General features: G+C 66.8%; 12 protein-coding genes. 6 read left to right on the top strand and 6 right to left on the bottom strand.

Annotated elements, in window-relative coordinates:
- Positions 1-39: 39 nt before the first annotated feature.
- From AC06FE_RS09500 to AC06FE_RS09490, 3 genes are all read left to right on the top strand, one after another.
- On the top strand, positions 40-903 hold the full coding sequence (locus AC06FE_RS09500; RefSeq protein WP_132864652.1) for a pirin family protein: 864 nt from the start codon (positions 40-42) through the stop codon (positions 901-903).
- An 86-nt stretch (positions 904-989) separates the two neighbouring features.
- On the top strand, positions 990-1,709 hold the full coding sequence (gene aqpZ / locus AC06FE_RS09495) for an aquaporin Z (RefSeq protein WP_132864653.1): 720 nt from the start codon (positions 990-992) through the stop codon (positions 1,707-1,709).
- Positions 1,710-1,940: 231 nt separating this feature from the next.
- Positions 1,941-2,405 carry a hypothetical protein gene (locus AC06FE_RS09490; protein ID WP_132864654.1) on the top strand — a complete coding sequence of 155 codons (465 nt, stop codon included), beginning with the start codon at positions 1,941-1,943 and terminating at the stop codon, positions 2,403-2,405.
- 61 nt (positions 2,406-2,466) lie between these two features.
- On the opposite strand, the gene AC06FE_RS09485 is transcribed toward AC06FE_RS09490, so the two are convergent.
- A complete protein-coding gene (locus tag AC06FE_RS09485) occupies positions 2,467-3,315 on the bottom strand; it encodes a pirin family protein (RefSeq protein ID WP_313255296.1) in 849 nt (282 codons plus the stop codon).
- Between the two features lie 236 nt (positions 3,316-3,551).
- On the opposite strand from AC06FE_RS09485, the gene AC06FE_RS09480 reads away from it, so the two are divergent.
- Together AC06FE_RS09480 and AC06FE_RS09475 are read left to right on the top strand one after the other, a co-directional pair.
- A complete protein-coding gene (locus tag AC06FE_RS09480) occupies positions 3,552-5,618 on the top strand; it encodes a carbon starvation CstA family protein (protein WP_132864656.1) in 2,067 nt (688 codons plus the stop codon).
- Positions 5,618-5,842: a YbdD/YjiX family protein gene (locus tag AC06FE_RS09475; RefSeq protein ID WP_132864657.1), complete on the top strand. Its 225-nt coding sequence runs from the start codon at positions 5,618-5,620 to the stop codon at positions 5,840-5,842. The genes AC06FE_RS09480 and AC06FE_RS09475 overlap by 1 nt, the downstream gene beginning before the upstream one ends.
- 202 nt (positions 5,843-6,044) lie before the next feature.
- Here the strand turns inward: AC06FE_RS09475 and AC06FE_RS09470 are convergent, their stop codons facing one another.
- The 5 genes from AC06FE_RS09470 to AC06FE_RS09450 form a co-directional block, all read right to left on the bottom strand.
- On the bottom strand, positions 6,045-7,295 hold the full coding sequence (locus AC06FE_RS09470; RefSeq protein ID WP_192286423.1) for a DUF819 family protein: 1,251 nt from the start codon (positions 7,293-7,295) through the stop codon (positions 6,045-6,047).
- Positions 7,296-7,501: 206 nt separating this feature from the next.
- Positions 7,502-8,755, bottom strand: a complete 1,254-nt coding sequence (locus AC06FE_RS09465) for a DUF819 family protein (protein WP_132864659.1) — start codon at positions 8,753-8,755, stop codon at positions 7,502-7,504.
- A 214-nt stretch (positions 8,756-8,969) separates the two neighbouring features.
- Positions 8,970-9,209 carry an SHOCT domain-containing protein gene (locus tag AC06FE_RS09460; protein WP_323438161.1) on the bottom strand — a complete coding sequence of 80 codons (240 nt, stop codon included), beginning with the start codon at positions 9,207-9,209 and terminating at the stop codon, positions 8,970-8,972.
- Between the two features lie 112 nt (positions 9,210-9,321).
- On the bottom strand, positions 9,322-11,388 hold the full coding sequence (locus AC06FE_RS09455) for a S9 family peptidase (RefSeq protein ID WP_313255286.1): 2,067 nt from the start codon (positions 11,386-11,388) through the stop codon (positions 9,322-9,324).
- Between the two features lie 348 nt (positions 11,389-11,736).
- Positions 11,737-13,704, bottom strand: a complete 1,968-nt coding sequence (locus AC06FE_RS09450; RefSeq protein ID WP_192286426.1) for an OPT family oligopeptide transporter — start codon at positions 13,702-13,704, stop codon at positions 11,737-11,739.
- Positions 13,705-13,914: 210 nt separating this feature from the next.
- Between AC06FE_RS09450 and AC06FE_RS09445 the strand changes: the two genes are divergently transcribed.
- On the top strand, positions 13,915-15,681 hold the full coding sequence (locus tag AC06FE_RS09445; RefSeq protein ID WP_478072900.1) for a peptide MFS transporter: 1,767 nt from the start codon (positions 13,915-13,917) through the stop codon (positions 15,679-15,681).
- Positions 15,682-15,770 lie beyond the last annotated feature (89 nt).

The following is a 15,770-nucleotide window of genomic DNA, read 5'->3' as shown; positions in this document are numbered from 1 at the left end:
TGCCATCCTCGCCCCTCGGTCCACAGCCAAGGAGCAGCCATGACCACGATCATCAGCCCGCGCGTCCACGACCTGGGCGGCTTCCAGGTGCGTCGCGCCGTCCCCAGCCTGCAGGCGCGCAGCGTGGGGCCGTTCGTGTTCGTGGACCACATGGGGCCGGCCATCTTCACCCCCGGCGAAGGCATCGACGTCCGCCCGCACCCGCACATCGGCCTGGCCACGGTCACCTTCCTGTGGGCCGGCCAGATCGGGCACCGCGACACCCTGGGATCGGAGCAGGTCATCCGCCCGGGTGACGTCAACTGGATGACCGCCGGGCGTGGCATCGCCCACTCCGAGCGCACCCCGCTGGCCGCGCGCGAACACGAACAGGCCGTGCATGGCATGCAGACCTGGGTGGCGCTGCCCAGGAGCCACGAGGAAACCGACCCGGCCTTCTTCCACTTCGCCGCCGACCAGCTCCCGCAGCAGCGCCGTGACGGCGCCCTGCTGCGTGTCATCGCCGGGCGCGCCTACGGCGAGGAATCGCCGGTGAAGGTGTTCACCGACACCTTGAACGTCGCCATCGACCTGCAGCCCGGCGCCGAGGTGGACCTGGACACCTCGCACGTGCAGCGCGCGCTCTACATCCTGGAAGGCGACGCCCAGCTGGACGGCACCGACATCCCCGCCCGGCACCTGGTCATCCCCGAGGCCAACGCGCGTGGCCGGCTGCGCGCCAAGACCCCGGTCAAGGCCATGCTGATGGGCGGCGAGCCGCTCGACGGCCCGCGCCACCTGTGGTGGAACTTCGTCTCCAGCTCCAAGGAACGCATCGAGCAGGCCAAGGACGACTGGAGCAATGGCCGCTTCGGCACCATCCCCGGCGACGACAAGGAGTTCATCCCGCTGCCGGCCCACTAGGCCGGATTAACGAATTCGATACGCAGCAACCAAATTACTTCCGTTATTTTCTGTACGCCCGTTACGGGTCTATCTTGGGGAACATCATGAGCATGGGTAAACGACTGGCAGCCGAATTCCTCGGCACCTTCTGGCTGGTCCTGGGCGGCTGCGGCAGCGCCGTGCTGGCCGCCAATTTCGGCGGTGACGGCAATCCGCTGGGGATCGGCTTCGTCGGCGTCGCACTGGCCTTCGGCCTCACCGTACTGACCGGCGCCTATGCGTTCGGCCATGTTTCCGGCGCGCACTTCAACCCGGCGGTGAGCATCGGCCTGTGGGCCGGCGGGCGCTTCTCCGGCAAGGACCTGCTGCCCTACATCGTGGCCCAGGTGCTCGGCGGCATCGTCGCGGCCTTCATCCTGCTGCAGATCGCCCAGGGCAACCCGAGCTTCGTGATCGATGGCAGCCAGGCCGGCGCGTTCGCCAGCAATGGCTACGGCGCGCTGTCGCCGGGCGGCTACACCGTCGCGGCCGCCTTCCTGTGCGAAGTGGTGCTGACCGCGGTGTTCCTGGTGGTGATCATGGGCGCCACCCATGGCCGTGCGCCGGCGGGCTTCGCCCCGATCGCCATTGGCCTGGCCCTGACCCTGATCCACCTGATCAGCATCCCGGTCACCAACACCTCGGTGAACCCGGCCCGCTCCACCGCGGTGGCGGTGTTTGCCGGCTCCGGCGCGCTGAGCCAGCTGTGGCTGTTCTGGGTCGCCCCGATCCTGGGCGCCCTGATCGGCGGCCTGGCCTACAAGTGGATCGGCAGCGACAAGTAAGCCGCCCTTCCCGCACCACCCGACAAACGGCCCCGCATGGGGCCGTTTCTTTTGTAACCATCCATCCTTTGCATGCGGTGGCACTTCTGTAATACCGTCGGTACCAGCCGCCGAACATGAAGGGAACATGAAGGGCGAAGGGGGTCAACGCCCACGGCCGGCAACGCTTTCAACTCTGTCCAAACAACCATCGTCGGCGCCGTCCGGCCGATGTTTCATGGGGAATGTGAAGTGAAGACCGCCTGTTTCGTTTCCGCAGCACTGCTGCTCGCCGCCAGCGCCACCGCCGCCGCGCAAAGCACCGCGCAATGCCCTTCCCTGCCCTCGGACAGTGGCCTGCACTGGGAACAGCAGGCGCAGACCGACTTCATCGTCTGCAAGGCCACCACCGAAGACGGCCGTCCGGTGCTCAACATGATGCTGACCCCGCGTGATCCGGACATGCTGCTCAACCGCTCGTTGCGCGCGGAGAAGGGCAGCTTCGCCGGCGAGAGCCTGCATTGGTACAAGCTGGACATGGGCGGCCGCGATCTGCCGGGGCTGGAGTCGCGCCGCATCACCGTGGTCAAGCTGGACAAGAACCGCTACGCGCAGATCTGGATCGATGCGGCCGATACCGGCGAACTGGGCAACCTGCAGGCACTCACGCAGACGTTGAACCTCAACCCGTCGACACTGGCCGGCGGCGACCACTGAGGCCGCCTCCCGGCGATGACCGCGGGCACCGGCAAGGCCGGCGTCCGCGGCGCTGTCCGCTTCAGAACTTGCCGTCCTGGTAATCGGCGAAGGCCTGCATCAGCTCCTCGCGGGTGTTCATCACGAACGGGCCATACCGGGCCACCGGCTCGCGCAGTGGCTTGCCCGCCACCAGGATCAGGCGCGCGCCCTGGCTGCCACCTTCGACGCTGAGCTGGCGGCCGCCGCCCAGCACCGCCAGGGTCTGCGTGGCAACCGGCTGGCGCTGCGCGCCGTCGCCGAACAACGCCTGCCCTTCGAACACGTAGGCGAACACATTGTGTCCCTCCGGCAACGGGACGGACCAGCGCGCTCCGGCAGCCAGCTCGATGTCCAGGTACAGCGGCTCGGTGGCCGGCTGCCGGATCGGCCCGGTCACCTCGCCCACCTGCCCGGCGATGACCTTCAGGGTGACGCCTTCGGCCGGCGTGGCCTGCGGAATGCGATCCGGGGCGAACTCCTGGTAGGCCGGGGCCACCATCTTCTCGCGCGCCGGAAGGTTCACCCACAACTGGAAGCCACGCATCCGCCCCGATTCCTGCTCGGGCATCTCCGAGTGCACGACACCGCGGCCGGCGGTCATCCACTGCACGCTGCCGGAGGTCAGCAGGCCTTCGTTGCCATGGTTGTCGCGGTGGCGCATGCGGCCATCCAGCATGTAGGTGACCGTCTCGAAGCCACGGTGCGGATGGGAGGGAAAGCCGGCCAGATAGTCTTCCGCGCGGTCCGTGCCGAACTCGTCGAGCATCAGGAACGGGTCCAGGTCCGGCAGGTCCTGCGTGCCGATCACCCGGGTCAGGCGCACGCCCGCACCGTCGGAGGTGGGCATGCCCCGCAGGGTGCGCAATACGCGGGCATTGTCATCGCTCATGGGAAACCTCCTCGCAGAAGATCCGACAATGGCGGCCAAGCCCGCAGCCGCCAACAGCCAGCACTGCAACCGATTGTTCCAGATCGGCGACGGCAGCAGGCAAGCGACCCGCGCAGTCAGTTTCGGGCCGGACATTTCCCTAAGACCAAAGTCGAATCCGCTTCACCTGCCGTACACATTGACCCCCGGCGTGCATGGGTAGACCCTTGGATCCATTACCCCTGCGAGGCGACTCGATGAAAGGTTTCTCCAAAGCCGGATGGGCAGTGCTGTCCCTGATCGGTGCTTTCTGTCTGGGCGTCGTGGCGCTACGCCGCGGCGAACACATCAATGCCCTGTGGATCGTGGTCGCGGCGGTCTCGCTGTATCTGGTCGCCTTCCGCTACTACGGCCTTTTCATCGCCAACAAGGTGCTGGGGGTTGATCCCACCCGCGCCACGCCCGCCATCCTCAACAACGATGGCCTGGACTACGTGCCCACCAACAAGCACGTGCTGTTCGGCCACCACTTCGCCGCCATCGCCGGCGCCGGCCCGCTGGTCGGCCCGGTGCTGGCCGCGCAGATGGGCTACCTTCCCGGCACGCTGTGGCTGATCGCCGGCGTGGTGCTGGCCGGCGCGGTGCAGGACTTCATGATCCTGTTCATCTCCAGCCGCCGGAACGGCCGCTCGCTGGGCGACCTGGTGCGCGAGGAAATGGGCCAAGTGCCCGGCACCATCGCGCTGTTCGGCGTCTTCATGATCATGATCATCATCCTGGCGGTGCTGGCGATGATCGTGGTGAAGGCATTGGAGGGCAGCCCATGGGGCATGTTCACCGTCATCGCGACGATGCCCATCGCCATCCTGATGGGCGTGTACATGCGCTACATCCGCCCCGGCAAGATCGGCGAGATCTCGGTGGTCGGCCTGGTGCTGCTGCTGGCCGCGATCTGGTACGGCGGCAAGGTCGCCGCCGACCCGGTGATGGGCCCGATGTTCACCTTCACCGGCGTGCAGATCACCTGGATGCTGATCGGCTACGGCTTCGTCGCCGCGGTGCTGCCGGTGTGGCTGCTGCTGGCCCCGCGCGACTACCTGTCCACCTTCCTCAAGATCGGCACCATCGTCGGCCTGGCGATCGGCATCCTGATCGTCATGCCGGAGCTGAAGATGCCGGCGCTGACCCAGTTCACCGACGGCACTGGCCCGGTGTGGAAGGGCAGCATGTTCCCGTTCCTGTTCATCACCATCGCCTGCGGTGCGGTGTCCGGCTTCCATGCGCTGATCAGCTCGGGCACCACGCCCAAGCTGCTTGCCAATGAAGGCCACGCCGCCTACATCGGTTACGGCGGCATGTTGATGGAATCGTTCGTGGCCATCATGGCCATGGTCGCCGCCTCGATCATCGAGCCGGGCATCTACTTCGCGATGAACAGCCCGGCCGCCATCATCGGCACCGACGTCGTGCACGCCGCGCAGGTGGTGTCCAACTGGGGCTTCACCATCACCCCGGAGCAGCTGACCAGCACCGCCGCGGAAATTGGCGAGCACTCCATCCTGTCGCGCGCCGGCGGCGCACCGACGCTGGCCGTGGGCATCGCGCAGATCCTGCACGCGGTGTTGCCGGGCGACGGCATGATGGCGTTCTGGTACCACTTCGCCATCCTGTTCGAAGCGCTGTTCATCCTGACCGCGGTCGATGCCGGTACCCGTTCGGGCCGCTTCATGCTGCAGGACCTGCTGGGCAACTTCGTGCCGGCCCTGCGCCGCACCGACTCGTGGGTGGCCAGCTTCATCGCCACCGGTGGCTGCGTGGCGCTGTGGGGCTACTTCCTGTACCAGGGCGTGACCGATCCGCTGGGCGGCATCAACATGCTGTGGCCGCTGTTCGGCATCGCCAACCAGATGCTGGCCGGCGTGGCGCTGCTGCTGTGCACCGTGGTGCTGTTCAAGATGAAGAAGGGCAAGTACGCCTGGGTGCCGCTGCTGCCGGCCATCTGGCTGCTGATCTGCACCGTGGCTGCCGGCTTCATCAAGATCTTCTCCAACGAGCCGGCGGTGGGCTTCATGGCCCAGGCACACAAGTACCGTGATGCCATCGCAGCCGGCAACCTGCTGCCGCCGTCGAAGAACTTCGACCAGATGCAGCAGGTGATGGTGAACAACTACATCAATGCCGGCCTGACCGCGCTGTTCCTGTTCGTGGTGTTCGCGGTGCTGGTGTACTCGATCAAGACCATCCGCCAGGCCCGTCGTTCGCCGGTGCGCACCGACCACGAAACGCCGTACGTGGCACTGAAGCCGCACGAGGTGGACCTGTAATGGGCACCGAGCTGGTCCCCGTCGGCCAGTACCAGACGTTCCGCCGCACCTGGCGGCGTCTGGTACAGACTGCACGCCTGTGCTGCGGGGTACCGGATTACGACAACTACGTCCGGCACATGCAGGAGAAGCATCCCGACCGCGAGGTCATGGATTACAAGACCTTCTTCCGCGAGCGCCAGGAGGCCCGGTTCGGTGGCAAGCGGGGCTTCCGCTGCTGCTGAACGAATGATGTTGGAGCAATAAAAAAGGCGGAGCCCATGGGCTCCGCCTTTTTCGTGGGAGCGGCCTTGGCCACGAAGCCGCTGGACGGTCAGATTGCCGCTGTTCCGGCCGCTGCGAGATTCCCTGCCTCGCGACCGAGGTCGTTCCTACCGCTCGACCTCTTGCCGGTGGCGCCGAATCCTGCCCCCGCTCCAGTGCCGATCAGGCGCCGGCCATCCACTTGAGCATCAGGCCGGTCATGTAGGCGATGACCGTGCCGGTCGCGTAGCCCACGGTGCCCAGCAGCACGCCCACCGGTGCCAGGGTCGGGTGGAACGCCGCAGCGACCACCGGGGCCGATGCCGCTGCACCGATGTTGCCCTGCGAGCCAATGGCGAAGAAGAACAACGGCGTGCGCAGCAGGCGGCCGACCAGGTACAGCAGGCCGATGTGCACGCCCATCCAGATCACGCCCAGCAGGAACAGCCACGGGCGGTCGACCAGCGACAACAGGTCCATCTGCATGCCGATGCAGGCGATCAGGAAGTACAGGAACAGGGTGCCGATCTTCGAGGCGCCCGCCGCTTCCAGGTTGCGGGCCCGGGTGAAGCTCAGGCCCAGGCCGATCAAGGTCGACAGCATCACCACCCAGACGAAGGCCGAGTTCAACGAAGCCTTGCTGGCCCAGCTGACGTTCTCGCCGAACCACGTGGCCAGCGGCGTAGCCAGCGCATGCGCCAGACCGACCACGCCCAGGCCGACACCGACGATCACCATCAGGTCGGTCAGGCTCGGATTGCGCGCGCTCCTGGCTTCGTATTCGGCGATGCGCCGCTTCATGTCATCGATGGCCGAGGTATCGGCACCGGTACGCGCATCGATGGCCTGCGAGCGGCCGGCCAGCCACAACAGGATCGCCATCCACAGGCTGGCGCAGGCCACATCGACCACGGCGAACTGGCCGAAGGTGGTGGCATCGACGTTGAAGGTCTCGCGCATGGCGGCCATGTTGGCGCCACCGCCGATCCAGCTGCCGGCCAGTGCGGCCATGCCGGCCCAGGTGTCACCGGCCACGGTTTCCGGGTGGATCAGCTTCATGAGCTGGAACGACACCGCCGCACCGAGCACGATGCCGACGGTGCCGGTGACGAACATGACCAACAGCTTCGGCCCGAGGCGGATGATCCCCTTCAGGTCGATGGACAGGGTCAGCAACACCAGCGCGGCCGGCAGCAGCACGTCACGGGCAATGGGGTTGTAGAGCTTGGTGCCATGGCCGTCTATCAGGCCGACGGTGTTGTAGATGGCCGGGATGAAGTAGCACAGCAGCAGTGCCGGCACCCAGGTGAATACCTTCCGCCAGAAGGCAGTGGGTCCGCTGGCCAACCAGAAGATCAATGCCAGCGTGGCGGCGATCAGGCCGAGGCCGACGATGTCATTGGTGATGATGGCGGTGGAGCTTTCGGTCGGCATATGTCCGGTTCCTGTCGATCGAATGAGAATAAAAACGCCACGTTGGGAACGTGGCGTGGGAGCGTGGAGCCTAGCATGGGGCAACGGCTGAATGCGCACTCCGCAGGAGTGCCCCCCGCCGCGAAGCAGCCGTTATCCCGGCTATCGCATGAGTGATATCGGGGCGTCCATCTGCTTCGCGGGCGAGCCCGCTCCTGCGAATGTGGTCAGCCTGCGCCGGCCATGGCGCGCAGGGCGATGCCCACCGCATAGGCGGCACCGGTGCCGACCGCATAGCCCAGCGTGCCGAGCAGCACGCCCACCGGCGCCAGTGCCGGGTGGAACGCGGAGGCCAGCACCGGCGCCGAGGCCGGGCCACCGATGTTGCTCTGCGAGGCGATCGCGAAATAGAAGAACGGCACGCGCAGCAGCTTGCCCACCCCCCATAGCAGCACGATGTGCACGCCGATCCAGATCACGCCCAGCGCGAACAGCCAGGGCTTCTCCAGCAACGCCAGCAGGTCCATCTGCATGCCGATGCAGGCGATCAGGAAGTACAGGAACATCGACCCCCATTTGGACGCGCCCACGCCTTCCAGCTCGCGGGCACGGGTGAAGCTCAAGCCCAGGCCGATGAACGTGGCCAGCAGCACCACCCAGACGAACGGCTTGTCCAGGCTCACCGAGGCCGACCATGCAAAGGTGGCACCGAACCAACCCGACAGCGGGCCGGCCAGGGCATGTGCGATGGCCACCGTGCCGAAGGCCACGCCCGCCATCACCATCAGGTCACCCAGGGCCGGGATGCGCGCGTGCTGGGCCTGATAGTTGGCCACGCGGTCACGCAGGTCATCCAGGGCAGTCGTATCGGCGCCACTGTGCTTGTCCAGCGCTGGGGCCCGTGCGGCGAAGAAGATCAGCACCGCCATCCACACGTACCCCACGCCGACATCCACCACCGCGAACTGGCCGAAGGTGGTCGCATCGACCTCGAAGATCTCCTTCATCGCCAGCATGTTGGCGCCGCCACCGATCCAGCTGCCGGCCAACGCCGCCATGCCGCCCCAGGTGCCACCAGCAACGGTGTCCGGATGCACCCAGGACATCACCTGGAACGCCACCAGCGCGCCGAGCATGATGCTCAGCACCGCCGCCACGTACATGGCCAGCATCTTCCAGCCCAGGCCGAGGATGCCTTTCAGGTCGATGGACAGGGTCAGCAGCACCAGCGCCGCCGGCAGGAACACATCGCGGGCGATGGGGTTATAGAGCTTGGTGGTTTCGCCGTCGATCAGCCCGAAGGTGTTGTAGACCCCGGGAATGAAGTAGCACAGCAACAGCGCGGGCACGAAACTGTAGAACTTCCTGAGCAGGCGGTTGCTGCTGCCGGACGTCCAGAAAATCACCCCCAGCGTGGCGGCGATCAGGCCGAACACGATGATGTCGTTGCTGATGAGCGCACCGGTTGCGGCTGCCGTCATCGTCTATCCCCTTTGTCGCATGAGCGCGGGCAAGCCCCCTGCCCGAATGAGAAAACCTGCAGCGGGACCGCTCCGGTCAGGAAGACAGGGATTGCGCAGGACCAACCACCACGGCGACTCCCTCGCCCCTGCCCAACCCATCCGGGCGGGCAGGACACTACTTCCGCTTCACCGCCAGGCTGGCGGCATTCCCCCCACACGCTCCACCGCGCGGCTAGACGCCCTGCACGATGGTCGCACGCTGGCGCGCATGCTCGGCCTCGCTGATCAGGCCTTCGGCCTTGAGCGCGTCGAGTTGCCGCAGGCGCTCGGCCACCGATGGCAACGCTGCCGCGGGTGTTGCGGCGCCCCTTGCCGAGCGGGTCACCCACCAGATCACCACGCCGAGCAGGCCGACGCCGCCTCCCAGGAACACCAACAGGACCAACAGATGCCAGATGCTGAAAGAACCCACGTTTCGCCTCTCCCTGGGAACCCGATGACAAGCGACCGGAAGGCTAGCGCAACGCGGCACATGACATCAAAACGAAAGGGCGCGCCAACGGCGCGCCCTTTCCTGCGACGGATTACTGGCCGATGTGCTGCTTGAGCCAGTCATTGACGGTGTCGTGCCACTTGACGCTGTTGTGCGGCTTGAGCACCCAGTGGTTCTCGTCCGGGAAGTACAGGAACTTGGACTCGATTCCCTGACGCTGCAACGCGGTGAACGTGGCCAGGCCCTGCTCGACCGGGATGCGGTAGTCCAGCTGGCCCTGCACCACCAGCATCGGCTTTTTCCAGTTGGCGACGTGGTTGACCGGGTTGAACTTCTCGTAGTTCTGCGGGACGTCGTACGGCGTGCCGCCCTGCTCCCACTCGGTGAACCACAGTTCTTCGGTGGCATAGCCCATGGCACGCTGGTCGAACACGCCGTCGTGGTTGACCAGGCACTTCCACGGCTCGTTCCAGTTGCCGGCGATCCAGTTGACCATGAAGCCGCCGTAGCTGGCGCCCAGTGCGCAGGCCTTGTCGCCGTTGAGGAAGCTGTACTGCTGCTGCGCGGCGGCCCAGCCCTTCTGCAGGTCTTCCAGCGGGCGGTCGCCCCAGTGCTGGCTGATCGCATCGGTGAAGGCCTGGCCGTAGCCGGTGGAGCCGTGGAAGTCGATCATCACCACCGCGTAGCCCTGGCCGGCGTAGGTCTGCGGGTTCCAGCGGTTGCTCCAGCCATTGCCGAAGCTGCCCTGCGGGCCACCATGGATCAGGAACGCCACCGGGTACTTCTTGCCTTCCTGGTAGTCGTGCGGCTTGACCACGTAGCCGTGCACGGTTTCGTTGTTCCAGCCCTTGAACGAGAACTGCTCGAAGTCACCGAAGTTCACGTCCGGCAGCATCTCACCGGCGCTCTGGGTAATCGCACGCTGCGGCGCGCCGGCAGCGGTGGTGCTGGTGAACACCTGGTCGCCGCTCTTGAGCGAGTTGCGGCTGAAGGCCAGCGTGTCGCCGGCGATGTCGAAGGCCGAGATGCTGCCCTCGCCCACCACCTTGCTGACCACACCATCGGCCACCTTCACCGCGAACAGCGGGTGTTCGCCCATGTCCTGCGCGGTGGTGTAGACGGTGCTGCCATCGGCCGACAGGGTGATGCCATCAGCCGAACGGTCCCACTGCGGGGCAATCTCGCGGGCTTTGCCACTGGCCAGGTCCAGCGCCATCAGGCCGAAGCGGTCGGCTTCGAAGCCCGGGCGCTTCATGGCGCGGTAGAACAGGGTCTTGCCGTCGGCGCTGAACACCGGGCCGGCATCCCACGCCGGGTTGGCGGCGGTCAGGTTGACCGGGGCGGCCTTGCCGGTGGCATCGAGCTTGTACAGGTCGAAGTTGGTCGACCACGGCTCCTGGTTGCCCTGCACGCGGATGCTGGCCACCACCGAGGTGCCATCCGGCGACCAGACGAAATCGTCGTTGCCACCGAACGGCTTGGACGGCGCATCGCCGGCCAGGGTCGCGCTGATCGCCGAGGCGCCCTTCACCGCGGCAGCACCAGCGGCCGGCAGCGGCGCGACGAACAGCGTGTTGCGACGGCCATCGGCCCAGGTGTCCCAGTGGCGCACGAACATGCTGTCGTAGATCTGCGCGCTGCTCTTGTCGGCCTTGGCCGCATCAAGCCGCTTGCTGGTGCAGGCCAGGTCCGAACCGCAGTCCTGGAACACGCCGGCGCTGAACAGCACGCGGTCGTCCTGCGGCGAGATGCGGTAGCTGTCCACGTCCAGCGCGAAGTCGGTCAGCTGGCGCGGCGTGCCACCGGCCAGCGGCATCACGTACAACTGCTGGCTGCCGTTCCTGGCACTCAGGAAGTACACGCTCTGGCCGTCGGCGGAGATGGATGCCGAGTTCACGTTCCAGCCTTCCGGCGACAGGCGCTTGGGCGGGGCCAGGTCACGGGTACGCAGGTCGCGGATCCACAGGCTGCTGCTGCCCTTCAGGTCGGCGTCGACCACGCGCTTGGCGAACACCACCTGGGCCCCGTTGCCGGCCAGCAGCGGCGCCGATACGCGGTCCAGCTTGACCATGTCGCGGACTTCAAAACCGCGCGCACTGGCCAGCGAAGGCAGGGCGGCGAGCAGGCACAGGGGCAGCAAGGCGTGACGAAGCTTCATGGGCATCTCCCGGGAAACGGCAAAACACGGATGGTAGGCGGCGCACGGACCCCGATGCAAAGGCATGAAGTCATGCCCGTGAAACAGCCGCAAACGGCAAAGCCGCCCTTGGGCGGCTTTGCGTTGGCTTGGTCCCGCCAGGCGTCTGCTTGAGCCCCGCTACCGCGTGAGCCCTGGCCTCCGCGTGAGCCCCTCTCCTGCGAAGCGGGAGAGGGGTTGGGGCGAGGGCGCCTTGGCTTTGCGCCAGGAGCTACGGCCAGATCAACCCCCAAGCGCCCCCATCCGCCCTTCGGGCCCCTTCCCCCGCAAGCGGGGGAAGGGACAAAGTCACAGCAGGGTTGGTCTGCCTCAGGCCTTCGCCGCCTGCTCACCCTTCTTGCCGACCCGGTACAGCAGCAGGCCGACCAGGAACAGCACCACCAGGCCCGCCCAGGCCGAAGCCGAGGCCCAGGTATCGGCGAAGCTGCCCAGGTTCACCGCCAGCACGTCGCCACGGCCGCTGACCACGATCGGGATGGCGATGGCGATGCCCATCAGCGCCTCACCGGTGATCAGGCCGGCGGCGAACAGCACGCCCGGGCGATGCACGCGGTCACGGCCTTCCTCGTCGTCCGGCTTGATCTTGTGGAAGCGTTCGACCAGGTAGGCCAGCAGGCCGCCCAGGAAGATCGGCACCATCAGTTCCAGCGGCAGGTAGATGCCGATGGCGGCGGCCAGCACCGGCACGCGGAAGCGCTTGCCGGTCTTCTTCAGCCATTCGTCGATGGCGATGATCACCGCGCCGACGCCGGCGCCCAGCGCGATCATCATCCACGGCAGCTCGCCGCCGAACAGGCCACGCGCCACCGAGGCCATCAGGTTGGCCTGCGGAGCAGCCAGCGAGTTCGGATGTTCGGCAGTCGGAGCACCGATGCCGTAGGCGTGGGCCAGCAGGTTCAGCACCGGGGCCATGATCAGGGCACAGGAGAACGCACCGATGCCCAGCATCAGCTGCTGCTTCCAAGGGGTCGCGCCCACCAGGTAGCCGGCCTTGAGGTCCTGCAGGTTGTCACCGCCGACCGCGGCCGCGCAGCACACCACCGCGCCGATCATGATCGCCGCCACCGGGCCCAGCGCCGAGTCACGGCCCATCAGCAGCACCAGCACCGCCGAAGCGAACAGGATGGTGGAGATGGTGATGCCCGAGACCGGGTTGTTGGACGAACCGATCAGGCCGGCCAGGTAGGCCGACACCGACACGAACAGGAAGCCGGCCACGATCATGATCAGGGTCATCGGGATCGAGACATGCCACTGGCCGACGATGGCCTGGTACAGGCCCAGCAGCGGCAGGGTGAAGGCCACCAGCGCAATCAGCATCCACTTCATCGGCAGGTCGCGCTCGGTCTCGGCCACCTGCACCGCACCGGCACTCTTGCGGGCCGCGGCGAAACCGCTCTTGATGCCCTTGACCAGCGACTTGCGCAGCGAGAACAGGGTCCACACGCCGCCGATCAGCATCGCGCCGACGCCGAGGTAACGGATCTTGGCGCCCCAGATGGCGAACGCGGCATCGGCCGAGGAGGCCGTGGCGATCTGCCCCGCCAGGCCCGGGTCGGTGTTCATGAAGAACGCCTGGTACAGCGGGATGGCGATGTGCCAGGACAGGATCGAGCCGGACACCACCACGATGCCGACGTTCAGGCCGACGATGTAGCCCACGCCCAGCAGCGCCGGCGACAGGTTGGTGCCGATGAAGGCGGTGATCTTGGAGCTGCCGACGTAGGCCGACTGCGCCCAGGCGTCCGGGAAGATGCGCAGGCCCGAAGCGGCGGCCAGCTTGACCAGGCCACCGATGGCGGCCGACAGGCCCAGGATCTTCATGCCCGGGCCGGGGTTCTCACCGGCCTTGAGCACTTCGGCCGCTGCCTTGCCCTCCGGGAACGGCAGCGGGTCCTCGACGATCATCGAACGGCGCAGCGGCACCGAGAACAGCACGCCCAGCAGGCCGCCCAGGCCGGCGATACCCAGCACCCACCAGTACTTGAAGTCCGGCCAGTAGCCCATGATGACCAGCGCCGGGATGGTGAAGATCACGCCGGCGGCGATCGACGAGCCGGCCGAGGCGCCGGTCTGGACGATGTTGTTTTCAAGGATGGTGCCGCCACCGAGCAGCCGCAGCACGCCCATCGAGACGACGGCGGCGGGGATGGCGGTGGCGATGGTCAGGCCTGCGAACAGACCCAGGTAGGCATTGGCGGCGGACAGGATCACCGCCAGCACGACGGCGAGCAGCACCGCGCGGAAAGTGAGCTGCCGAGGCGCAGCGTTATTCATGGAAAGCCCTTGGATGGCAAAAAACCGCTGCCACGCTAACGCCCGCTTAACGTCAAGTCCAGACGCAACGCGCCATCCGGTGGCAATGGGCAAAGCCTGTCCCCGGATCCGGCCTGCCCGGCCGCCGCATCCGGCAAGGTCCCGGAGCAGGCCGGCAACGGCCGCCAAAGCGCGCCTATACTCGCCGGCTTCCTCCTTCCAGCACCGCCAATGTCCACCCGCCCATCCCTGTCCCGGGCCGGCAGCGACGACTTCCTGGGCCACCCCAAGGGCGTCTATGTCTGCTTCTTCACCGAAATGTGGGAGCGCTTTTCCTTCTATGGCATGAAGGCGCTGCTGTTGCTGTACCTGACCAAGTACCACCTGTTCGGCGACAAGGCCGGCCTGGACCTGCTGGGCGCCTACGGCGGGCTGGTCTACTGCATCCCGGTGTTCGGCGGGCTGCTGGCCGACCGCTGGCTGGGCATGCGCAAGGCGGTGGTGTTCGGCGGCATCCTGCTGGTGCTGGGCCATGCCGGCATGGCCTTCGAGGGCCAGCAGGCCCACCACGTCGGCGGCCAGGTGGTGCGCGACGAGGCCGCGCTGGGGGTGACCTACCTGTCGCTGGCGCTGATCATCATGGGAGTGGGCTTCCTGAAGCCGAACATCTCCACCATCGTCGGCAAGCTGTACCCGGACAACGACCCGCGCCGTGATTCAGGCTTCTCGCTGTTCTATGCCGGCATCAACCTGGGGGCATTGTTCGCCTCGCTGGTGTGCGGCTTCCTGGGCGAGGCCTATGGCTGGAAGTACGGCTTCGGTGCGGCCGGCATCGGCATGCTGGTGGGCCTGGCCATGTTCCTGTGGGGCCAGAAGTACCTGCACGGCCACGCCGAACCGCCGCAGCCGGCGACCCTGCGCGAGCGCGTGCTCGGCATCCGTCGCGAGTGGCTGATCTACGTGCTGGCGGTGCTGGCGGTGGTGCCGGTGGCGGCGTTGATGTGGGCCGCGGCCAACGGTGCGTTCGCGCTTGGTGGCGAAATCAGCCTGGCGCTGATGCTGATGATCGTGGTGCTCGGCGGCGTGCTGCTGTGGTTTGCCTGGTTCACCGGCACCCAATGCACGCCGGTGCAACGCCAGCAGATGATCGCGCTGATGGTGCTGATCTTCATGGCGCTGGTGTTCTTCACCCTGTATGAGCAGACCTACGGCTCGTGGGTCACCTTCACCGACCGTCTGCTGACCAAGGACCTGGTGCCGGCACTGGTGATCCGCGACGGCACGCCGCTGCCATGGTCGATCGTGTCGCTGCTGCTGGCGCCGCTGGGCTTCGTGGTGGCCGCACGGCTGTCCGACCGCAACCCGGATTCCAATGCGCCACGCGTGCTGTTCGCACTGATCGTCGCCGCGATGCTGGTGATGCTGGTACGCGACTGCCTGGTGCTGCCGCAGACGGCCGGTTCACTGACCTACCTGGGCGCGTTGTTCCTGGTGCTGCTGGCGCCGCTGTTCGCGGCGTTATGGGCATGGCTGGACAAGCGCCGGCTGGACCCCTCCAAGCCGGTGAAGTCCTCGTTCGGGCTGGTGTTCGGCGCGTTGTCGTTCGTGCCGCTGGCGCTGGCCGCGCAGCAGGTGGGCGCAACCGGGCAGATGGCCAGCGTGTGGTGGCTGGTGCTGGCCTACTTCGTGCTGGAAGTTGGCGAGATGTGCCTGTCGCCGGTGGGCCTGTCGGCGGTCACCCAGTTGGCGATGCCACGGGTGATGAGCCTGATGATGGGGACCTGGTTCCTGGCAACGGCGTTCTCCGAGACGCTGGCGGCCTTGTTCGGCAAGCTGGCGGCCATCGACGTGCCCGAAGGCGAGGTGATGAACATCGCCGAGGCTGCCGCGCGCTACGAACATCTGTTCTGGCTGCTGATGTGGATTGGCCTGGGCTGTGCGGTCGTCGCCCTGCTGGCCTCGCCCCTGCTCAAGCGGATGATGCACGGCGTACGCTGAGCTAGGCAGGAGCGGGTTCGGCCATGAAGCCGATACCGCTCCGGGCAAAGCCAACGGCAACCCCTCCCCAGCCCTCCCCTTGCCTGCGG

This window comes from Stenotrophomonas sp. Steno-C18 (assembly GCF_056393195.1).
This window is presented reverse-complemented; position numbering and strand designations above follow the sequence as displayed.